Source organism: Morganella morganii (assembly GCF_019243775.1).
Taxonomy (GTDB): domain Bacteria; phylum Pseudomonadota; class Gammaproteobacteria; order Enterobacterales; family Enterobacteriaceae; genus Morganella; species Morganella morganii.
In genome coordinates, this window is record NZ_CP069157.1 from 133,780 (window position 1) to 155,928 (window position 22,149).

The 22,149-nt window shown below is 53.0% G+C and carries 20 protein-coding genes and 1 pseudogene; 17 read left to right on the forward strand and 4 right to left on the reverse strand.

From position 1 onward, the window contains the following. Positions 1-119 precede the first annotated feature (119 nt). The 3 genes from JL661_RS00680 to JL661_RS00690 all read left to right on the forward strand — a co-directional run bounded on the left by JL661_RS00680 (position 120) and on the right by JL661_RS00690 (position 4,290). On the forward strand, positions 120-1,466 hold the full coding sequence (locus JL661_RS00680; RefSeq protein ID WP_004238244.1) for an NCS2 family permease: 1,347 nt from the start codon (positions 120-122) through the stop codon (positions 1,464-1,466). Positions 1,467-1,737: 271 nt separating this feature from the next. After that, positions 1,738-3,387 (forward strand): Na+/H+ antiporter, encoded by a 1,650-nt coding sequence (locus tag JL661_RS00685; RefSeq protein WP_004238243.1) that lies wholly within the window; start codon positions 1,738-1,740, stop codon positions 3,385-3,387. Between the two features lie 3 nt (positions 3,388-3,390). Further along, positions 3,391-4,290 carry a carboxylate/amino acid/amine transporter gene (locus JL661_RS00690; protein ID WP_015422422.1) on the forward strand — a complete coding sequence of 300 codons (900 nt, stop codon included), beginning with the start codon at positions 3,391-3,393 and terminating at the stop codon, positions 4,288-4,290. Here JL661_RS00690 and metR read toward each other — a convergent pair. Then, positions 4,175-5,137 carry an HTH-type transcriptional regulator MetR gene (gene metR, locus JL661_RS00695; protein WP_004241557.1) on the reverse strand — a complete coding sequence of 321 codons (963 nt, stop codon included), beginning with the start codon at positions 5,135-5,137 and terminating at the stop codon, positions 4,175-4,177. The genes JL661_RS00690 and metR overlap by 116 nt on opposite strands. Positions 5,138-5,242: 105 nt before the next feature. On the opposite strand from metR, the gene metE reads away from it, so the two are divergent. Continuing rightward, on the forward strand, positions 5,243-7,528 hold the full coding sequence (metE, locus tag JL661_RS00700) for a 5-methyltetrahydropteroyltriglutamate--homocysteine S-methyltransferase (RefSeq protein WP_062773506.1): 2,286 nt from the start codon (positions 5,243-5,245) through the stop codon (positions 7,526-7,528). A 63-nt stretch (positions 7,529-7,591) separates the two neighbouring features. Here metE and prfH read toward each other — a convergent pair whose 3' ends face one another. Both prfH and JL661_RS00710 read right to left on the reverse strand, forming a co-directional pair. Beyond that, the gene (gene prfH / locus JL661_RS00705) at positions 7,592-8,200 is read right to left on the reverse strand and encodes a peptide chain release factor H (protein ID WP_004238240.1); all 609 of its coding nucleotides are present in this window, start codon (positions 8,198-8,200) and stop codon (positions 7,592-7,594) included. Next, positions 8,200-9,336: an RNA ligase RtcB family protein gene (locus tag JL661_RS00710; protein ID WP_036418921.1), complete on the reverse strand. Its 1,137-nt coding sequence runs from the start codon at positions 9,334-9,336 to the stop codon at positions 8,200-8,202. Before JL661_RS00710 ends, prfH begins: the two co-directional genes overlap by 1 nt. A 442-nt stretch (positions 9,337-9,778) precedes the next feature. On the opposite strand from JL661_RS00710, the gene udp reads away from it, so the two are divergent. From udp to tatC, 10 genes and pseudogenes are all read left to right on the forward strand, one after another. Continuing rightward, on the forward strand, positions 9,779-10,534 hold the full coding sequence (udp, locus tag JL661_RS00715; RefSeq protein ID WP_004238238.1) for a uridine phosphorylase: 756 nt from the start codon (positions 9,779-9,781) through the stop codon (positions 10,532-10,534). A gap of 133 nt (positions 10,535-10,667) precedes the next feature. Next, positions 10,668-11,450, forward strand: coding sequence for a tyrosine-protein phosphatase (locus JL661_RS00720; RefSeq protein WP_036418918.1), 783 nt, complete (start codon positions 10,668-10,670; stop codon positions 11,448-11,450). A gap of 23 nt (positions 11,451-11,473) precedes the next feature. Next, positions 11,474-12,007, forward strand: coding sequence for a DedA family protein (locus JL661_RS00725; RefSeq protein ID WP_036418915.1), 534 nt, complete (start codon positions 11,474-11,476; stop codon positions 12,005-12,007). Between the two features lie 138 nt (positions 12,008-12,145). Beyond that, entirely contained in the window at positions 12,146-13,570 is a 1,425-nt protein-coding gene (gene rmuC, locus JL661_RS00730) for a DNA recombination protein RmuC (protein WP_062773509.1), read from the forward strand. A gap of 60 nt (positions 13,571-13,630) precedes the next feature. After that, entirely contained in the window at positions 13,631-14,386 is a 756-nt protein-coding gene (gene ubiE, locus JL661_RS00735) for a bifunctional demethylmenaquinone methyltransferase/2-methoxy-6-polyprenyl-1,4-benzoquinol methylase UbiE (RefSeq protein ID WP_004238233.1), read from the forward strand. 1 nt (position 14,387) lies between these two features. Then, positions 14,388-14,969, forward strand: a pseudogene (locus tag JL661_RS18715) (ubiquinone biosynthesis accessory factor UbiJ); the annotation flags it as partial. An 81-nt stretch (positions 14,970-15,050) separates the two neighbouring features. Next, on the forward strand, positions 15,051-16,688 hold the full coding sequence (gene ubiB / locus JL661_RS00740; RefSeq protein ID WP_004238231.1) for a ubiquinone biosynthesis regulatory protein kinase UbiB: 1,638 nt from the start codon (positions 15,051-15,053) through the stop codon (positions 16,686-16,688). Positions 16,689-16,793: 105 nt separating this feature from the next. After that, on the forward strand, positions 16,794-17,054 hold the full coding sequence (tatA, locus tag JL661_RS00745; RefSeq protein WP_004238230.1) for a Sec-independent protein translocase subunit TatA: 261 nt from the start codon (positions 16,794-16,796) through the stop codon (positions 17,052-17,054). Between the two features lie 3 nt (positions 17,055-17,057). Further along, positions 17,058-17,588, forward strand: a complete 531-nt coding sequence (gene tatB, locus JL661_RS00750) for a Sec-independent protein translocase protein TatB (protein WP_036418908.1) — start codon at positions 17,058-17,060, stop codon at positions 17,586-17,588. A gap of 22 nt (positions 17,589-17,610) precedes the next feature. Next, positions 17,611-18,366, forward strand: a complete 756-nt coding sequence (tatC, locus tag JL661_RS00755) for a Sec-independent protein translocase subunit TatC (protein ID WP_004238228.1) — start codon at positions 17,611-17,613, stop codon at positions 18,364-18,366. Positions 18,367-18,436: 70 nt separating this feature from the next. Here tatC and rfaH read toward each other — a convergent pair whose 3' ends face one another. After that, positions 18,437-18,928 (reverse strand): transcription/translation regulatory transformer protein RfaH, encoded by a 492-nt coding sequence (rfaH, locus tag JL661_RS00760; protein WP_015422426.1) that lies wholly within the window; start codon positions 18,926-18,928, stop codon positions 18,437-18,439. Between the two features lie 206 nt (positions 18,929-19,134). Between rfaH and pepE the strand changes: the two genes are divergently transcribed. The 3 genes from pepE (at position 19,135) to fre (ending at position 22,116) form a co-directional block, all read left to right on the forward strand. Beyond that, positions 19,135-19,860, forward strand: coding sequence for a dipeptidase PepE (gene pepE, locus JL661_RS00765; RefSeq protein WP_015422427.1), 726 nt, complete (start codon positions 19,135-19,137; stop codon positions 19,858-19,860). A gap of 73 nt (positions 19,861-19,933) precedes the next feature. Further along, positions 19,934-21,406, forward strand: a complete 1,473-nt coding sequence (ubiD, locus tag JL661_RS00770) for a 4-hydroxy-3-polyprenylbenzoate decarboxylase (RefSeq protein ID WP_004238225.1) — start codon at positions 19,934-19,936, stop codon at positions 21,404-21,406. Between the two features lie 8 nt (positions 21,407-21,414). After that, positions 21,415-22,116 (forward strand): NAD(P)H-flavin reductase, encoded by a 702-nt coding sequence (fre, locus tag JL661_RS00775; RefSeq protein ID WP_004238223.1) that lies wholly within the window; start codon positions 21,415-21,417, stop codon positions 22,114-22,116. Positions 22,117-22,149: the final 33 nt, after the last annotated feature.

The window sequence follows — 22,149 nt, forward strand, 5'->3', positions numbered from 1 at the left end:
AAAAGCCAAACGTTTGCGTCGTGTGTGTCCGGTTTTTCTATCCGGAAACCGGCGGATTTTTTCTGAAAACGCAATCGGTTACGTGATGTGACACAAAATTCATTAACACAGGTGATGACATGTCTGCGACACAGCCGCAAAGCGGGTGCAAATTAGACCAATTTTTTAAACTGACTGAGCGCGGCACTACTGTCCGCCGTGAAGTTCTGGCCGGGCTGACCACATTCCTGGCGATGGTGTACTCTGTGATTGTTGTGCCGGGCATGCTCGGCCAGGCGGGGTTCCCGCATACGGCGGTCTTTATCGCCACCTGTCTGGTGGCCGGGTTCGGCTCCCTGCTGATGGGGTTATGGGCAAATCTGCCGATGGCTATCGGCTGTGCGATTTCCCTGACCGCCTTTACCGCATTCAGCATGGTACTTGGTCAGAATATCCCGATCCCGGTCGTACTGGGCGCGGTCTTCCTGATGGGGGTGCTGTTTACCCTGATCTCTGTCACCGGTATCCGGACATGGATTTTGCGCAATATCCCGATGGGTATTGCCCACGGCACGGGGATTGGTATCGGTCTGTTCCTGCTGCTGATCGCCGCCACCAATATTGACCTTGTGGTCAAAAACCCGGGTGCGGGCATGCCGGTGTTACTGGGGGATTTCACCTCTTTCCCGGTGATGATTGCACTGGCGGGTCTGGCGGTGATTTTCGGTCTGGAACGCCTGAAAGTGCCGGGTGCAGTACTGCTGGTGATTATTGCGATTTCCGTTATCGGGCTGATTTTTGACCCGAATGTGAAATATCAGGGCTTCTTCAAACTGCCATCCCTCGGTGATGACGGGCTGTCACTCTTTTTCAGCATGGATATCATGGGCGCACTGAAGCCGGTGGTTCTGCCGACGGTACTGGCGCTGGTTATGACAGCGGTGTTTGATGCGACAGGCACTATCCGTGCGGTCGCCGGTCAGGCGAATCTGCTGGATAAAGATAATCAGATCATTAACGGCGGTAAAGCCCTGACGACAGACTCGGTCAGCAGCATTGTGGCCGGTGTTGTCGGCGCGGCGCCTGCGGCGGTGTATATCGAATCTGCGGCCGGTGCCGCGGCGGGTGGCCGTACCGGGCTGACCGCAACCGTGGTCGGGGTGCTGTTCCTGCTGATCCTGTTCCTCTCTCCGCTTTCTTATCTGGTTCCGGCCTATGCCACGGCACCGGCGCTGATGTATGTCGGCCTGCTGATGCTGAGCAATGTCAGCAAACTGGATTTCGGTGACTTTGTCGGCTCTATGTCCGGTCTGCTGTGTGCGGTGTTTATTGTTCTGACCAGTAACATTGTGACCGGGATTATGCTGGGCTTTGCCTCACTGGTTATCGGCCGTATCGCCGGGGGTGAATGGCGTAAGCTGAATATCGGCACTGTTCTTATCGCAGCGGCACTGGTGGCGTTTTATGCTGGCGGCTGGGCAATTTAAGTGATAAATCACCACTTAACGGATGCTGGTGGTGACGATACGCTTTATTTATACGATTTGTCTCAAAATACTAATTAATTGCCCGAATTAATGGCCTGAGAAGATAAAATAGCAGTGGCGGATAACGCATCCGCCGCTGCTTTTTTTTGTATGATAGTGGCAACCGGCGGTAATTTTTTCTCCTCTGGGGTCTTATTGCGGTTTTTTTGCCGTTATTAACAGTATCTTTTTGTCAGCGGGCTGATTAAGCCCTAAGTTCAGTAAGGGTAATATGGAAATATTCTTTACGATTCTTATTTTGATTCTGGTCGTGTCGGTGTCCGGTGTTCTCACCAAAATGATCCCGTATCGTATTCCGTTACCCATCATTCAGATCGCGATGGGGGCCCTGCTTGCCTTCCCGCAGTTTGGTCTGCATGTCACGTTCGACCCTGAACTGTTTCTCGTCCTGCTGATACCGCCGTTGCTGTTTGTTGACGGCTGGAAAACCCCGACCCGGGAATTTATGCAGAAAGGGCGGGAAATCTTCATCCTGGTGCTGTTCCTGGTGCTGGTCACCGTTATCGGCATCGGGTATCTGATCTACTGGCTGATGCCGGGGATTGAGCTGATCCCGGCCTTTGCCCTTGCGGCGGTGCTGTCTCCGACAGATGCCGTGGCGCTGTCGTCGATTGTCGGCAAAGGGCGCATTCCGAAACAGATGATGGGCATTCTGGAAGGGGAGGCGCTGATGAATGACGCCTCCGGCCTGGTCGCGCTGAAATTTGCCGTGGCGATTGTCATGGGCACGATGATTTTCTCCGTCACCGGTGTCACGCTGGAATTCTTCAAAGTCGCAATCGGCGGCCTGCTGGCGGGGGTGGCAGTTACCTGGCTGTACAGTAAGTCGCTGCGCCTGATGAGCCGCTGGAGCGGGGATGACCCGGCCACGCAAATCGTCTTTATGTTACTGCTGCCGTTCGCCTCTTATCTGATTGCGGAACACATCGGTGTGTCCGGTATCCTGGCGGCCGTGGCGGCGGGGATGACCATCAGTAAATCCGGAGTTATCCGCAATGCGCCGCTGGCGATGCGTCTGCGGGCGGATAATGTCTGGGGAATGCTGGAATTCGTCTTTAACGGTCTGGTCTTTATTATGCTCGGCCTGCAGTTGCCGGGAATTTGGCAGGTGTCGGTGATTGAGGCGGAGCTGGATCCGACCGTCGAAACCTGGATGCTGTTTACCGCCGTTATCGTTATCTATTTTGCTCTGCTGGTGCTGCGTTTCTGCTGGCTGTGGATGATGAAAACCGTCAGCCGCCTGACCTTAAAACGCAAACCGCTGGATTTCACCTTCTACACCACCCGTGAACTGTGGCTGGCATCATTTGCCGGGGTGCGCGGGGCGATAACCCTGGCAGGTGTGCTCTCTATCCCGCTGTTCCTGCCGGACGGCACACCGTTCCCGGCGCGTTATCAGATGGTGTTTATCGCCGCCGGGGTGATTATCTTCTCGCTCTTTATGGGAGTGGTATCGCTGCCGTTCCTGCTCAAAGGGATGCATGTCGGGGATAAACAGGCGGATGCCAATGAAATCCGTGCGGCGAAAGCGGCGATGGCGGAAGTGGCGATTGTCAGTATCGGCAAGATGGAAGAGCGTCTGTCCGCCAGTTCGGACGAGGCGCTGGATGCGGAAGCTATCAGTGAAGTGGCCTCCAGAGTGGCCGGGCATCTCAGGCGGCGTACTGCCGGTGATGATGAGATGGAATATAATCTCCAGGTGGAAGATCTGGAACGCCGTTTCCGTCTGACCGCACTGCGTGCCGAGCGCGGGGAGCTGTATCACCAGCGTGCGACCCGTAATATCAGCAATGAAACCCTGCAGCTGCTGCTGCATGACCTGGATCTGCTGGAAGCCCTGCTGGTTGAGAAAGAAACATAACCGATGCCGTTACTGATTATTACCACAATTCTGTGGGCCGCATCGTTCAGCCTGATTGGCGAGTATCTCGCCGGTCAGGTGGACAGCTGGTTCTCTGTGTTAGTCCGTGTGTCGCTGGCGGCACTGGTTTTTCTGCCGTTTCTGCGCTGGCGCGGGATCGCCCCGAAAGTCATTCTGATGTATATGGCGGTGGGCGCCTGTCAGCTCGGCATTATGTATCTCTTTGTTTTCCATGCCTACAATTACCTGACTGTCGCGGAATTCCTGCTGTTTACCGTGCTGACCCCCCTGTATGTGACACTGATTTATGACCTGCTGGAGCGGCGTGGTCTGCGCTGGGGTTATGTGTTCAGTTCGCTGCTGGCGGTGATTGGTGCGGCGGTGATCCGCTATGATCATCTCAGTGATTCTTTCTGGACGGGGCTGATTCTGGTACAGCTGGCGAATATCTTCTTTGCTATCGGTCAGGTCGGTTACAAGCGGCTGATGGAAGTGCATCCGCTGGTGCAGCGCACGGCGTTTTCCTGGTTCTACCTCGGTGCCTGTGTGGTGGCGCTGGCGGGCTGGCTGCTGTTCGGTAATTTCGCCAAAATACCGTCCACGCAGTTACAGTGGGGTGTCCTGCTGTGGCTGGGAATAGGTGCTTCCGGAATCGGCTACTTTATGTGGAACTACGGCGCCACACAGGTGGACGCCGGAACACTCGCGATCATGAACAACATGATGGTTCCGGCGGGATTACTGGTGAACTTTGCCATCTGGCAGCAGCATCCAAACTGGCTCACGTTCAGCATTGGCGCAACCCTGATTGTGGCATCCCTGTGGGTGCACCGGGTATGGATACTGAAGCCGTCTTTACAAAAGGCAGATTGTCCACCGCGTGCTGACGCGTCGCGCGAATAAACGACTCAACAGCCGGCTGGCGCTGTTCCCCGCTGCGGTTTGCGGCATACAGCCGGCTCCACAATCCTTCACCTAAGGTTTTGGTCACCACCATTCCCTGTCTTTCAAAATTCTCCACCGCCCAGTGCGGCAGTGCGGCGATCCCCATGCGGGCGGCGACCATCTGGATCATCAGCAGGGTGTTATCCACGGTTTTTATCTGAGGGGAAACACCGGCCGGTTGCAGGAAACGCCGCCAGATATCAAAGCGCTGACGCTGTACCGGATAAATCAGCAGGGTTTCTGCGGTCAGATCCTGCGGCTGGATATGCAGACGGCGGGCCAGCGGATGATCCGGTGCCACCACCAGTTTCACCTCATAATCAAACAGCGGCGTGTATGTCAGCTTCCCGTTGTGCTGCTCATCAATATCGGATGTCAGCACCACATCGAGTTCGCGTTTCAGCAGTTCCGGCTGCGGATCAAAACTGACCCCGGAAGTGAAATCGACATTAATCTGCGGCCAGCTTTCGCGGAAATGCGCCAGTGCGGGGGTAAGCCACTGAATGCAGCTGTGGCACTCAATCGCCACGCGCAGCGCGGTCAGTCCCGGCTCATTGCATTCACGGATGGCATCTTTCACCAGCGGCAGTACCTGCTCCGCCAGCTGTAACAGTACCTGTCCCTGCGGGGTGAATTGCAGCGGCTGGGTTTTGCGGATAAAAATCCGGTAGCCGAGCCGGTGCTCCAGTTCACTGAACTGATGGGAAAGGGCGGATTGTGTCTGATGCAACGCACCTGCTGCTCCCGCGAGCGACCCTGACTGATTCAGTGCCTGAATCGTTTTTAAATGTTTTATTTCTATCATGAGGAACCTTCAGGTTAGCGATGAAGAATTTGCGCTTGTTTCTTATACAGTACCCGTTGATTATGGATGTGTAAACATCTGGATGGCTAAATGATAGGATTTTTTATGACGACACATAATCACACTCTGGGTTTTCCGCGCATCGGTCTGAAAAGAGAACTGAAAAAAGCGCTTGAAGGTTACTGGGCAGGACAGATTTCACAGGATGAACTGCGCGATAACGGCCGTGAATTACGCCGCCGTCACTGGCAGCTGCAAAAAGAGGCCGGGGTTGAATTATTACCGGTCGGGGATTTCGCCTGGTACGATCATGTTCTCGGCACCAGCCTGCTGTTCGGTAATGTGCCACCACGCCATGCCGGTGCCGACGGGAAAATTGACCTCGATACCCTGTTCCGTATTGCCCGCGGCCGTGCACCTTCCGGTGAACCGGCGGCTGCGGCGGAAATGACCAAATGGTTTAATGCCAACTATCACTACATTGTGCCGGAGTTTCAGCGCGGGCAAACCTTCACCGTGAGCTGGCCGCAGCTGTTTGACGAGGTGGATGAGGCGCTGGAGCAGGGCTTTGCGGTTAAACCAGTGCTGCTCGGCCCGGTAACCTATCTGTGGCTCGGCAAAGTGAAAGGGGCTCAGTTTGACCGCTTATCATTACTGCCGTCACTGTCAGAAGCCTATAAAAACGTGCTGGAAAAGCTGGCGCAGCGCGGTATTGAGTGGATTCAGATTGATGAACCGGCTCTGGTGCTGGATCTGCCGCCGGAGTGGCAGGATGCTTACCGTACGGCATATGATGCTTTGCAGGGACATGCAAAACTGCTGCTGACCACTTATTTTGACGGAGTAAGCCATCACTTACCGCTGATCCGTGAGTTACCGGTGCAGGGGCTGCACGTCGATTTTGTCGCGGGCAGTGATGATATTCAGGCCATCCACGACGCATTACCGGCCGACTGGCTGCTCTCTGCCGGCCTGATTAACGGGCGCAACGTCTGGCGTGCCGATCTGCGGCAGAAATATGATGTAATCGCCCCGCTGGCCGGAAAACGTGACCTGTGGATCGGGACATCCTGCTCATTGCTTCACAGCCCGATTGACCTGCGTGATGAAACCAAACTGGATGAAGAAGTCAAAAGCTGGTTTGCCTTCGCACAGCAGAAATGTGAGGAACTGGCATTGCTGACCCGCGCGGTCAATAGCGGCTCGGCAGATGATATCGCCGCGCTGGCGGAATACAGTGCCCCGATTACCCGCCGCCGTGATTCTTCCCGTGTTCACAATGCTGCGGTGGCTGCCCGGCTGGCGGCGGTAACCGCCCGCGACAGCGAACGCGCCGCGCCGTATGCCGAACGCGCAGAGGAACAGCGCCGCCGTTTTAACCTGCCGCTGTGGCCGACCACCACAATCGGATCTTTCCCACAAACCACGGAAATCCGCGGGCTGCGTCTGAACTTCAAAAAAGGGAATATCGATAAAGCGTTCTACCGCACTAATATCTCTGAACATATTAAGCAGGCGATTAATGAGCAGGAACGGCTCGGACTGGATGTGCTGGTTCACGGCGAAGCGGAACGTAATGACATGGTGGAGTATTTCGGCGAGCATCTCGACGGCTATGTCTTTACGCAGAACGGCTGGGTGCAGAGCTACGGCTCGCGCTGTGTGAAACCGCCGGTGATTATCGGTGATATCAGCCGTCCGGAACCGATCACCGTTGACTGGGCGACCTACGCGCAATCCCTCACCAGCAAGCCGGTGAAAGGCATGCTGACCGGGCCGGTAACCATTCTCTGCTGGTCATTCCCGCGTGAAGATGTCAGCCGTGAAACCATTGCCAAACAGATCGCTCTGGCGCTGCGTGATGAAGTGGACGATTTGCAGAAAGCCGGGATCGGTATTATCCAGATAGATGAACCGGCACTGCGCGAAGGGCTGCCGCTGCGCCGGGCAGAATGGGCGGAGTATCTCACCTGGGCGGTAGATGCCTTCCGGCTGAATGCGGCGGTCGCGGATAATGACACCCAGATCCACACCCATATGTGTTACTGCGAATTCAATGACATCATGGATTCTATTGCGGCACTGGATGCGGATGTGATCACCATTGAAACATCACGCTCGGATATGGAACTGCTGGAAGCATTTGAAGATTTCGATTATCCGAATGAAATCGGGCCGGGTGTTTATGATATTCACTCGCCGAATGTGCCGGAAGTGGAGTGGATTGAAGCCCTGCTGCGCAAAGCGGCGGATAAGATTGCGGTGGAGCGTCTGTGGGTTAACCCGGACTGCGGCCTGAAAACACGCGGCTGGGATGAAACCCGCAAAGCCCTGGCGAACATGGTGGAAGCGGCGCGCCGTCTGCGGGAAAATCCGCTGACATCCCGCTGAGTTTATTTATATATAAAGAAGAAAAAAGCCGGTCAGTAATGACCGGCTTTGTGTTATGTGCTGTCAGCTGACCGGACGGAAATCCGGCCCGCTGAAGCAGCGTGTCGCCCGGCCGCGCTCGATCTGGTGATGTGACCGGTGGCGCTCGCCGTTCAGTGATGCGGACTGCTGTTGCTGATATTGGCTCAGATGCCATTCAATCAGGCGGCAGGCCAGTTTTTTGTTGGCGTGCTGGCTGCGTTCAGACTGCACTTTAACCGAGATACCGGTGGCAATGTGCGTGGCACGGACAGCGGATTCTGTCTTATTCACATGCTGGCCGCCCGGCCCCTGTGATTTCAGACGTTCAAAGACAATCTCACTGTCTGATACTGCCTGCGGTGCAGTAAAACGACGGATGCCGATAAACCAGTTTTTACGCCGGTGTTTCGGGCGGAGCGGGCTGGCACACTGCCACTGCAATGTCCCGCACCAGCGATCCGCCAGAGCATCCGCATGTTCTCCGTCCAGTGACAGCAGGGCGGAATGCAGGCCGTGCTGTGACGGCATTTCCTCCGCAAAGATCACTGTGACCGACGACTGTGCAGCCTCCTGCAAAAAGAGGCGCAGCGCGTGCTTCACCGCCAGACAGCACTCTTCCGGGCCGTGAGCGGCAGAAAACTGTAATAACATCAGCAGCACTCCCCGCTCGTTTTGTAGGTCAGCAACGGTTTCAGCCGCGCCACCACGGTAATCAGCCCGGCACCTGACAGGCTTTCAATCACAGTCTCAATGGATTTATAGGACTGCGGTGCTTCCTCATAAATCAGCTGCTTATTAGCGCAGATCACCCGGCTGCCGAGATCGGTACGGGATAACTGCGCCGGGGTATAGCGGTGAGAAAGGCGTCCTTTGCACTCGGTGCGCATCCATTTACGTCCCGCGCCGTGCGCGAGAGAGTAAAGGCTGTCAGCGGTTGCATGTGGTTTCACCAGATAACTGTAATCACCGCGTGAGCCGGGGATCACCACATAATCATGATCCACCGGGGTTGCCCCTTTCCGGTGCAGCCAGCCGTTACGGCCGTTCACCGTGCAGGCTTCCACCAGGTTGTGATTGATATCGAGTATTGCCTCACCGTTGGTACGCAACTGCTGCATCATCCGCAGTGCAATCAGCGCCCGGTTGTGCTGTGCAAAATCCAGCGCCTGCTGATGTGCTGCCAGATATTCCGCCGCTTCCGGCGTGTTCTCTGTCAGCCCGTCGTGGCTGAACTGCTCAACATGATGACGCAGAACCATCTGCCCCAGCCCGCGTGAACCGCTGTGAACCAGCAGTATCACACGCTGTTTATCCAGCCCGGACGCGGCAAACAGGCCGTCATCACAGACCTTATCGATTTGCTGAAACTCAGCAAAATGATTCCCGCCGCCGACAGAAGACAGAGAAGCGGCAAACGGATGTGATGCGAAGTGATCGCTCACATGCTCTGCCAGCCAGTCTGCGTCCGCATGGTCATGCATGCTGCGCAGTTGCTTTTCAGCTTTGTCCGCGTTGAGTTTGCTGACTTTCAGCTCAGTCTGATACAGCGCCATACCGCAGCCGATGTCGTTACCGACCAGCGCGGGATAAAAACGGCCTTCAGAGAAAAATGCCGCACCCACCGGATAGCCTCTGCCGGGATGCAGATCCGGCATACCGGCAACAGCCGTCATACCCGGTAATTGTGCGGTGGTGATCAGTTGTTGGATCGCGTTACTTTCGATCCACGTCGCATCCGAGGCGATATAAGAGACGCCCGGCGCGACAAAATGCATATAATTGCCCATAATCCATTCCGGAAAATAGTGAAAATTTGGGTTTATGGCGGGCAGTCAGGAAGAAACAGAGAGGTAACAGGGACGGGTAATACGGGGAAATAACGCTGTAATACCGGTGTGATAATCAGTTCTGCAAGAGCCCGCAAAGAGTGCACAGTAATGTTGTCATATGAACCTCCTTACGTTCTGAAAGTGATTGTCAGCACGCATCGCGTGCCGGAATGGTGCGGATAGTAGAGTGAGGCGGATAAAAAATCAACCTGTGTTTTGTTTTTTCAGAGAGCAGTACGGCGACATTTTCAGCATAAACCGTTGTTTATGTGATTTGAATCTCATTTTTATGTAATTGATTCATCGTCATGTATCAATGAAGTGATAATAATCACTAAATTTTGTGTGGTGACACGTTACAGTGTCCTCAATAATCATTTTTTTCGCTAAGGAGTTCAGGATGGCTGATGTATTTCATTTAGGTTTGACTAAAGCAGATTTACAGGGTGCGACGCTGGCTATCGTACCGGGCGATCCGAACCGGGTCGAAAAAATTGCCCGCCTGATGGATAATCCTGTTCATCTCGCGTCTCTGCGTGAATTCACCTCATGGCGCGGCGAACTGGACGGCAAAGCAGTAATCGTCTGTTCAACCGGTATCGGCGGCCCGTCCACCTCTATCGCGGTGGAAGAACTGGCACAGCTGGGGATCCGCACGTTCCTGCGTATCGGTACCACCGGTGCGATTCAGGAAAACATTAATGTCGGTGATGTCCTTGTGACCACGGCGGCTGTGCGCCTGGATGGTGCAAGCCTGCATTTCGCACCGATGGAATTCCCGGCCGTGGCTGACTTTGAATGCACCACCGCGCTGGTCAATGCGGCGAAAGCAGCCAAAGCAACAGTTCATATTGGTGTGACCGCTTCTTCTGATACTTTCTATCCGGGCCAGGAGCGTTATGATACCTTCAGCGGCCGTGTGACCCGCCGGTTCAAAGGATCAATGAAAGAGTGGCAGGAAATGGGCGTGATGAACTTTGAAATGGAATCCGCCACACTGCTGACCATGTGTGCCAGCCAGGGGCTGCGTGCCGGGATGGTTGCGGGCGTTATCGTTAACCGCACCCAGCAGGAAATTCCTGATGAAGCGAAGATGAAGAAAACCGAATCCAATACCCTGGATATTGTGGTGGAAGCCGCCCGTCATCTCATCTGATCGTCACCGGTTTCATGAATCAAGCCGTATCGCCGGGTTTTCCGGTGATGCGGCTTTTTTTTAATCATTCATTCTGTAAATCTGATACAGTGATCGTGCCGAACATACTGATAATAATGATAAAGAGGTATCAATGACCAGACAGCCATTACCGCATCCTTCTGTATTGCCGCTCGACGGCGGGATCAATTTTCGTGACCTGGGAAACAAAGTGCTGCCGGACGGCAGTAAAATCAAACCCGGCCTGCTGTTCCGTGCCGGGGCGCTGGATCGCCTGAGCGACAACGACTTAACCCGCCTGACAGAGCAGAATCTGTTTCAGATCCTGGATTACCGCGACAGCGGCGAAATTGCTGATAAACCGGATCGTCTCTGGAATGGCGCGCTGTACACGAACGCACCGGCAAATCCGATGTCAAAGGAAGTGGATGCTAACCTTGAGAAACTCGGCAATGAAGCGCTGACGGGGTTTGATCCGAAAGCTTTTATGCTGCGCCTCTATGAACTGCTGCCGCTGGGCAACCCTGCGTATCATGCACTCGGCGATATGCTGCGCAACCCGGAAAAAGGCGGCATTGTGCAGCACTGTGCGGTCGGTAAAGACCGGACCGGTGTGGGTTCGGCACTGGTGCTGTTTGCACTCGGCGCGGATACCGATATGGTGATGGAAGATTACCTGCTGACCAATGACACGCTGGCACCTTACCGCCATGAACTGCTGGCGGAACACGCGAAAACCATGCCGGAAGCGGTGGTGGAGAAATTCGCCTATGTTTACTCCGTACAGCCTGATTTCCTGAATACCGCACTGAAAAGTATTCACTCTCATTATGGCAGTATTGATACCTGGCTGGCGAAAGATATCGGGCTGACAACAGCAGTCCGCGACAAAATCCGCAACCATTTCCTTGAGTAATATCAGACAATAAGGGGGATTTTCTGGCACCGGCAGATATTATCACCACCGTTACCGCATTTGTCCGTGAACATGAGATCTGGGCATTGCCGATCGTTTTCGTGCTGGCATTCGGTGAATCTCTCGCATTCCTTTCCCTGTTGTTTCCGGCAACAGTGATTCTGCTCGGAGTCGGGGCGCTGATCGGGGAGGGAGGGCTGAATTTTCTGCCGGTCTTCCTCGCGGCGGCCACCGGTGGCTTTTTCGGCGACTGGATCTCCTATTACATCGGCTACTACTACAAGGATAATGTCCGTCATATGTGGCCGATTTCCCGCTCCCCGCAAACCCTGGTCAGAGGACATCAGTTCTTTGAAAAATGGGGAATATGGGGTGTCTTTTTCGGGCGCTTCTTCGGGCCGTTCCGTGCGGTGGTACCGCTGGTGGCGGGGATCTGTGCAATGCCGCAGCGTCATTTTCAGCTGGCGAACCTGTCTTCTGCCGTGATCTGGGCATTCGGCCTGCTGGCCCCCGGCGCGTTCGGGCTGAAATGGATGGCTGGGCTGATGGGCGGATAGCGCCGCATTTTCACCGGATTACATTGATTTTTGCGTGGCGCGCCGAAAAAAACGGCGGACAGCAAAAAGACAGTGGACATCTGTACAGTGCTATTTTACCGTAAGCGGCGTAAGTGACTCGCGGAGGAGACGGCCATCGTGGATATTCAGTGGCTTTATGGTTTTATCGGCATTCTGAGCGGTATTCTGCTGGGCGGCGGTGTGGTCTGGTTCAGCCTGCAACAGCGGCTGGCGGACAAAAACCGGCTGTTACAGGATAATATTGCGCAACTGGCTCTGCTGGATGAAACCCGGCGTCAGGCTGCATACTGGCAGCAGGCCAGGGAGCAGAGTGAACAGTCACTGGAAAATGCCCGTCATATCAGTGCACAACAGGAAGCGGAAATCCGTGAGCTGACCACCCGGCTGGAAGAAAGCCGCCTGGCCGCCGAAGAAAAACAGCGGTTGCTGCTTAACAGTGAGCAGCGCCTGAATACTCAGTTTGAAAACCTGGCCGCCCGTATTTTTGAACAGAGCGGCCGCCGGACAGATGAACTCAACCGCCAGAGCCTGTCCATGCTGCTGCGCCCGTTCCGTGAACAGCTGGATAACTTTAACCGGCAGGTGCAGGAAAGTTACAGCCAGGAAAGCCGCGAGCGCCACACTCTGACACATGAAATTCAGCGCCTGCAGCAGCTCAATCTGCGGATGGCGCAGGAAGCCGTCAATCTCACCAATGCCCTGAAAGGCGACAACAAAATGCAGGGGAGCTGGGGGGAAACTATTCTTGCCCGTATCCTGGAAGCCTCCGGTCTGCGCGAGGGGCATGAATTCGCCACTCAGGTCAGTCTGAAAAATGAACAGCAAAGCCGTTATCAGCCCGATGTGGTGATTTACCTGCCGCAGAACAAACAGGTGATTGTGGATGCCAAAGTGTCGCTGGTGGCCTACGAGCGTTACTTCAACAGTGACACCCCGGAAGCCCGGCAGACGGCACTGACGGAACACATCAACTCTGTGCGTCAGCACATCCGCGGCCTGAGCCGCAAAGAATATCAGGATCTCAGCGGGATTAACTCGCTGGATTATGTACTGATGTTTATCCCTGTCGAACCGGCATTTCTGGCGGCGGTCGGGCAGGAGAGTGTATTGCTGGATGAAGCCCTCAGAAGCAATATCATGCTGGTCAGCCCGTCCACACTGCTGGTGGCGCTGCGGACAATCGCCAATCTCTGGCGTTATGAACATCAGCATGAAAACAGTCAGGCAATTGCACAGCGTGCCGCCCGTCTCTATGACAAACTCCGCCTGTTTACCGAGGAAATGGACGGTATCGGCCAGGCGCTGGATAAAGCCCAGAATACCTATCACGGGGCGATGAAAAAACTGACCACCGGCCGGGGAAATCTGCTGTCACAGGCAGAAAGCTTCCGTGAGCTGGGCGTTGAGGTAAAACGCCCGCTGGATGAAATTCTGGTGCAGAAAGCCCGTCTCAGTGAACAGCAGGATACCGCTGCGGATGAACTGCCTGAGGAGCAGGCTAATTTCGCAGAACAACACAATGGGCATAGGGTTTTGCGGTAAAGGCTGATACACTTTTCCGATCACTAATTCATGCACACAGGCAAAACAGGCAAGAAGAGAATGGAAGAGCAATCCCGGGATACAATCGATTTTGGTTTTCGTACTGTTAACAGAAACGAAAAAGCAGGTATGGTGGCAAACGTCTTTCATTCTGTTGCCGCAAAATACGATCTGATGAATGACCTGATGTCTTTCGGCATCCATCGTGTCTGGAAACGTTTTACTATTGATGCCAGTGGTGTCCGCCGTGGTCAGCGGGTGCTGGATCTTGCCGGGGGAACCGGTGATTTCACTGCAAAATTCTCCCGTATGGTCGGCGAAAACGGTCAGGTGATCCTCGCGGATATCAACGATTCCATGCTGAAAATGGGCCGGGAAAAGCTGCGTAACCACGGGGTTGTCGGCAATGTGAATTATGTTCAGGCGAACGCCGAAGAACTGCCGTTCCCGGATGACTACTTCAACTGCATCATCATCTCTTTCGGGCTGCGCAATGTCACCGATAAAGACAAAGCACTCCGTTCCATGTTCCGTGTGTTAAAACCGGGCGGCCGCCTGCTGGTGCTGGAATTCTCCAAACCGGTGATTGAACCGCTGAGTAAAGTATATGACGCATACTCCTTCCACGTGTTGCCGCGTATCGGGCAGGCGGTTGTGAATGATGCGGACAGCTACCGCTATCTTGCCGAATCCATCCGCATGCATCCGGATCAGGAAACCCTGAAAGGCATGATGGAAAATGCCGGATTTGAGCATGTTTCCTACACCAATATGACCGGCGGCATTGTGGCGCTGCATAAAGGATTCAAATTCTGATATGGCTGATACGTTTGCAGAAAATATCCCGTCTCCTGTCAGTCCGCAGGCACTTTACCCTGTGGTTGCCGGATTTCTGGAAACGGTACTCAACCGGCTGTTGTACAGTGAAAATGTACTGAAACCGGCCCGCGCCCGTCTGACCGGCAAAACACTGACCCTCAGGCTGACAGAGCCGGATATGCAGTTCACGCTGATCTTCAGTGAAAAACAGCTGGATGTGATTTCCCGCTGGGAAGACCCGGCAGACTGTGTGCTGCAAACCCGTTTTCTCACGCTGCTGAAACTGAAAGACAAACAACAGCTTTCAGCTCTGATCCGGCAGGGTGATGTCATTATTGACGGCGATATGCAGGTCATTCAGCACTTTTCAGCACTGCTGGATATGGCGGAATGGGATCCGGCACATTATCTGGCACCGTATACCGGCGATATTGCCGCACAGACACTGACTCAGATTGCCGTAAAAGGCGGGCAGTTTATCCGTCGGGCGGTATGCCGTCAGCAGGAATATCTGACCGGCGCGCTCACCCGTGAGTGGGCACTTGCTCCTTCCGCGCTGGAAGCCGCTCATTTCTGTGATGAAGTTGCGGATGCTGCACAAACCGCAGATGAACTTGAGATGCGCCTCGCCCGTCTGGAAAAAAAAAAGCAGGAACCGGGTATGAGACCGAGTGAAATAAAACGCCTCTATTTTATCATCCGCACTCTCCTGAATTACGGGCTGGATGAACTGATCCCTAAAAACCGTCTGAGCTGGGCAATCCGTCTCTGGCGCCGTTCACTGTTCTGGATGCCGAACAAGCATAAAGACAAAGTGCTGGGTGAGCGTCTGCGTCTGGCTCTTCAGGAACTGGGGCCGGTGTGGATAAAGTTCGGTCAGATGCTCTCCACCCGCCGGGACTTGTTCCCGCCGGCCATTGCTGACCAGCTGGCACTGTTGCAGGATCGCGTTTCATCATTTGACGGCAATCTGGCAAAGAAAACCATTGAAGATGCCCTGGAAGGGCCGGTGGAAACCTGGTTTGATGATTTTGATATCACACCGCTGGCATCCGCCTCGATTGCTCAGGTGCACACTGCAGTTCTGAAAGAAAACGGGCAGGCGGTGGTACTGAAAGTGATCCGTCCGGATATTTTGCCGGTGATCCAGGCTGATATTCATCTGATGTACCGGCTGGCGAACATGGTTCCCCTGTTACCGGACGGCAGACGTCTGCGGCCGAAAGAGGTCGTTCGCGAGTATGAAAAAACACTGCTGGATGAGCTGAATCTGCAACGCGAAGCGGCTAATGCTATTCAGTTGCGGCGTAATTTTGAAAACAGCCCGATGCTCTATGTGCCGGAGGTTTATCCGGATCTCTGCCGTGAAAATGTGCTGATCATGGAGCGTATCTACGGCATTCCGGTTTCTGATATTGCGGCTCTGCATGAGCAGGGCACAAACATGAAACTGCTGGCCGAGCGTGGCGTGCAGGTCTTCTTCACGCAGGTTTTCCGTGACAGCTTCTTCCATGCGGATATGCATCCGGGCAATATTTTTGTCAGCCGTGAGCATCCGGACGATCCTCAGTATATCGGTATCGACTGCGGTATTGTCGGTTCACTGAATAAAGAAGATAAGCGCTATCTCGCGGAAAACTTTATTGCCTTCTTCAACCGTGATTACCGTAAAGTGGCTGAGCTGCATGTGGATTCCGGCTGGGTTCCGCCGGATACCAATGTGGAAGATTTTGAATTTGCTATCCGTACGGTGTGTGAACCGATTTTTGAAAAACCGCTGGCAGAAATCTCTTTCGGTCATGTGTTGCTGAACCTGTTCAATACCGCCCGGCGCTTTAATATGGAAGTTCAGCCGCAACTGGTTTTATTACAGAAAACCCTGCTGTATGTTGAGGGGCTCGGACGCCAGCTTTATCCGCAGCTGGATCTGTGGAAAACCGCGAAACCATTCCTTGAATCGTGGCTGAAAAGTCAGATTGGCGTGAAAGCCGTGATCCGTAGTATCAAAGAAAAAGCACCGTTCTGGGCGGAAAAACTACCGGAATTACCGGAACTGGTGTATGACAGTCTTAAACAGCAGCGCCGTCTTCAGTCCGGTGTTGAGCGGCTGGCAGAGCAGATGAAACAGCAGCAGGCTGCTCAGCGGAAAGCAAATTTCTCACTGGGTATCGGTGCGACATTGTTTGTCTGTGCGAGCTTATTCTATCTGGCCGGAGCACCGGTTGCACCCTGGGTTCTGATGTTTTTTGGTATACTTACCTGGGTAACAGGATGGTGGCAATCCGGTAAAATGAAGTAAAGATTGAGTTAAAGCAAGGTTTCAGCCTATGTCGTGTATTTCCGTATACGGCTGTGGTTGTATATAATGAAGTAAGTAGGTCCATATCAATTTGAGGTAAAACTAATGGCCGGTATTAATATTTGGCAATTGTTAATTATTGCTGTGATTGTTGTACTCCTGTTCGGAACAAACAAACTCCGTACTCTGGGATCTGATTTAGGTGCATCTATCAAAGGCTTTAAAAAAGCTATCGGTGATGAAGATCAGAACAAAGCAGATACAACAACAGCCGGAAAAGACGCGGATTTTGAACAAAAAAATATCGCAGAAAAGAAAGCTGATTCAGCTGAGCAGCCAGAGAATAAAAACAAAGAGCAGGTATAACCCGTGTTTGACATCGGTTTTGGTGAACTGATCTTAGTATTGGTTATCGGACTTGTGGTTCTGGGACCTGAACGCCTTCCGGTTGCTGTGAAAACAGTAGCCGGCTGGATCCGTGTGATGCGTTCAATGGCTGCCAATGTGCAGAATGAACTGACGCAGGAACTCAAACTTCAGGAATTGCAGGATAACCTGAAAAAGATGGAAGAGCAGGCCGGTAAAGCCATTTCACCTGAATTGAAGGCGTCGATGGATGAACTGAAAGAAGCAGCTGATACATTACGCCGCTCTTATCAGGAACCGGTGGATACACTGAAAAAGCAGCTCGACCCGGAAGCACTGGCCGATCAGGAACTTGAAATTCCGTCTGTCCGTCCGGCATCAGCCGGCACTCCGGCGTCGGAAAATCCGGCTCCGGCAGCACCATCTCCGGCCGTTGCTGAGGAAGCCCCTGTCCGGCCATCACCGGAAGTCAGTGATACAGAACCTGCACCGTCACCGGTAACCGTTGCTGCGTCAGATTCACAGAAACATTAATAGATTACGGTAAAAGTACGTTATGGCTGTTGAAGACACGCAACCGCTGATCACTCATTTAATCGAATTACGAAAACGCATTCTCAACAGCCTGATTGCAGTCTTTGTTGTGTTTGTTGCGCTGGCGTATTTCTCAAATGATATCTATCAGCTGGTATCCTCGCCGCTGGTGAGCAAACTGCCGCAGGGTTCGAACATGATCGCAACGGATGTTGCATCACCGTTCCTGGCGCCGATTAAGCTGACCATTATGGTCTCCATTTTTATTTCGGCACCGTACATCCTGTATCAGGTCTGGGCTTTTATTGCACCGGCGCTGTATAAGCATGAACGCCGGTTGTTAATGCCGCTGCTGTTTTTCAGCACCGTGCTGTTTTATATGGGGATGGCATTCGCGTATTTTGTTGTCTTCCCGCTGGCGTTTGGTTTCTTTACCTCGACAGCACCGCAGGATGTGGTCATTGCGACAGATATTAATAACTATCTCAGCTTTGTCATGGCGCTGTTTATGGCGTTTGGTATCTCCTTTGAGGTGCCGATTGCCATTATCCTGTTGTGCTGGAGTGGTGCGACGACTGTTGCCTCACTGAAGCAGAAGCGGCCGTATATTCTGGTCGGGGCTTTTGTGGTGGGAATGCTGCTGACACCACCGGATGTGTTCTCGCAGACGCTGCTGGCTATCCCGATGTATCTGTTGTTTGAAATCGGTGTGTTCTTTGCCCGTTTCTATGTACCGCGCAGTAAAGCACAACCGCAGGATGAAGAAGCCGAAGAGTAATGCGATACTGCTTCAGGTAAAAACCGCCTTAATAACAGGGCGGTTTTTTGTTTCCGGGTGACGGAGATACTCAGAGTTTCCGGATAAAGCTGGTGTTATCCACTTTTTTGGTCAGCTCTTTACTGATCAGCGTCAGCAGCAGCACGGAGCGGGTGTCGCCGTCCGGCTCCTGATAAATCGCTTCCAGGCCTTTAAACATCCCTTCAGTGATTTCCACAATATCTCCGGGCTGCGGAACATTTTGCTCTGACAGGCTGACACATTCGGCATTTTTCAGCTCTTCAATCAATGATGCGGGAACAACGGCAGGCAGTGGTCCGAAACGGACGAAATGATTGACGCCGCGCGTTGAGTTAATCGTGGTTGTATGAATAGTCTCGGGATCAAAAGAAATAAACAGGTAATTCGGGAACAGGGGCTCATTGACCGTCACACGTTTGCCGCGAACCACTTTTTCAATATTCGCCATCGGTGTCAGGCATTCCACCTGCTGCCGCTGCAAATGTTCCATTGCCCGCGGAAGTTGTCCGCGTTTGCAGTACAATAAATACCAATCCTTCATTACGCTATCCAACACAAACGGGGGCTTATATAAAGCCTGATAATAACAAATTTGTTTTACTATGAATGCAACAAATGGTGATTTAAGACAAATGAGTGTGAATTCAGTCCCTTATTTGAGTTGCTTTTTACCGTAGAATGATGTCATTTAATGAGTTATAAACTAATTATCATATTTATAATGACAGAATAATAAGGGCAATGTCGATGGACATTTTTTTACTCAGTAACGGCAAACTTTCCGGTAATCCGCAATGGCTCAGCTATGCACAGGAGCGCATCCGGGCAATGATAAAAACCCGCGGGATCCGCTCTGCGGTACTGATTGCATATGCCGTTATCCGTGCAGATCACGACCAGCGTGCCCGTGAACTTTCCGAAGCGCTGGGCATTGATGTTACCTGCATCGAACATTTTGATTCCCCGGTTCAGGCTGTCGAAAATGCGGAATGCATTCTTGTCAGCGGCGGAAATACCTGGCTGCTGAATCAGTTACTGCATGAGAATGGCCTGGTTGTGCCAATCCAGCGCGCGATTCGTGAACGGAATATTCCGTATATCGGCTGGAGTGCCGGGTGTAACGTTGCCACGCCGAGCATCCGGACCACCAATGATATGCCGGTACGTAACTGTGTGGTGATGCCGTCTCTGGGGCTGTTCCCTGTTCAGATTAACCCTCACTATATTGATGCGGTCATCAGCGGCCATATGGGTGAAACCCGTGATGAGCGGATTGCGGAATTTTGTGCCATCAATCCGGATGAGATTGTTGTGGCGCTGCGTGAAGGCAGCGGCTTCCATATCACCGGAAATGAGCTGCACTACTTCAGCGGCAAAAATGAAGGATTCAAACTCTTTCAGCACAACAAAACATTCCCGGAACAATTTGATACCAGCGCCCTGGCAGACCGGGTTCCGTTCCGCTGCTGTTGATCCCTGTACTTGTAACAGTGGGCGGGATTCCTATAATGGAGTCCCTTCCACCTGCTGACAGATTAATAACATAATGAAATATCGGGACCTGAGAGATTTTCTCACCATTCTGGAAAGTCAGGGCGAGCTTAAACGGATCAAAACTGAAGTCGATCCTTACCTCGAAATGACGGAAATTGCTGATCGCACACTGCGTGCGGGCGGCCCTGCATTGCTGTTTGAAAATCCGAAAGGTTATTCAATGCCGGTGCTCTGTAATCTGTTCGGCACAACCAAACGGGTTGCGATGGGAATGGGGCAGGAAGATGTCAAAGCACTGCATGATGTCGGTAAACTGCTGGCTTTCCTGAAAGAACCGGATCCGCCGAAAGGGTTCCGTGATCTTATCGATAAGCTGCCGAAGTTTAAGCAGGTTCTCAATATGCCGACCAAACGGCTGAGTTCCGCACCGTGTCAGACGCATGTTTTCACCGGCGATGACGTGGATCTGACAAAAATCCCGGTTATGCATTGCTGGCCGGATGATGCGGCACCGCTGATTACCTGGGGACTGACCGTCACCCGGGGGCCGTTTAAAGATCGCCAGAATTTAGGTATTTACCGCCAGCAGGTTCTGGGGAAAAATAAACTGATTATGCGCTGGTTATCGCATCGCGGCGGCGCACTCGATTTTCAGGAATGGTGTCAGGCACACCCGGGGGAACGTTTCCCTGTTGCGGTGGCCTTGGGCGCTGATCCTGCGACAATTCTCGGTGCGGTGACGCCGGTTCCGGATACCTTATCCGAATACGCCTTTGCGGGGTTACTGCGCGGTAATAAATCCGAAGTGGTGAAATGCATTTCTAATGACCTGGAAGTTCCTGCCGGTGCTGAAATTATCCTTGAAGGGTATATTGAGCCGGGCGAAACCGCACCGGAAGGGCCGTACGGGGATCATACCGGTTATTATAATGAAGTGGATTATTTCCCTGTCTTCACGGTCACACATATTACCCAGCGTGATGAACCTATCTATCACTCAACCTATACCGGTCGTCCGCCGGATGAGCCGGCAACTCTGGGTGTGGCACTGAATGAAGTGCTGGTGCCGATTCTGCAGAAACAGTTCCCTGAAATTGTCGATTTTTATCTGCCGCCGGAAGGGTGTTCATACCGCCTGGCCGTTGTCACCATGAAAAAGCAGTATGCGGGACATGCAAAGCGGGTCATGATGGGAGTCTGGTCGTATTTACGGCAATTTATGTACACTAAATTTGTCATTGTCTGCGATGATGATATCAATGCCCGTGACTGGAATGATGTGATCTGGGCGATCACCACCCGGATGGATCCGGCCCGGGACACTGTCATGATGGAGAATACCCCGATTGACTATCTCGATTTTGCATCTCCGGTATCGGGGCTGGGGTCGAAGATGGGACTGGATGCAACAAATAAATGGCCCGGCGAAACCTCGCGCGAGTGGGGCAAACCGATTGTTATGACCGATGAAGTCAGACAACGTGTTGACGCCATATGGGACGAATTAAATATTCTCGATAATTGAGGGAGCACATGGCAACGTTAAACTGCAAAGTTACCTCTGTTGAATCTATAACGGATACGGTATACCGCATAAAATTATTACCGGATGGTGATTTTTCATTCAAAGCCGGGCAATATCTGATGGTGGTGATGGATGAACGGGATAAGCGCCCGTTCTCAATGGCATCCGCGCCGTCATCCCGGCAGGAAATTGAGCTGCATATCGGAGCATCCGAATTTAATCTTTATGCGATGGCGGTGATGGACCGGATCCTGGATAACCGCCGGGTGACCATTGATATCCCGCACGGCAAAGCCTGGTTCCGGGAAAACAGTGACGCACCGATGCTCCTGATTGCCGGAGGAACCGGTTTTTCTTACACCCGTTCTGTTCTGCTGGCGGCACTGGAAGAAAATTCGCAGCGTGATATCACGTTTTACTGGGGTGCCAGAGAGCATGTTTATCTCTATGACCTCGGTGAATTGCAGGCTCTCGCCGAAACACATCCGAACCTGAAAATTATCCCTGTTGTTGAACAGCCGGATGATACCTGGCGCGGGCGCACCGGTACTGTGCTCAGTGCGGTGCTGGATGATTTTGGTTCACTGGCCGGAAAAGATATCTATATTGCCGGTCGTTTTGAAATGGCCAAAATCGCCCGCGAACGTTTCTGCCAGGAGCGTGGTGCAGATGCCGGCCGCCTGTTTGGTGATGCATTCGAGTTTATTTAAAGAAAATCCCGCCCCCTGACGGCGGGAGTATGC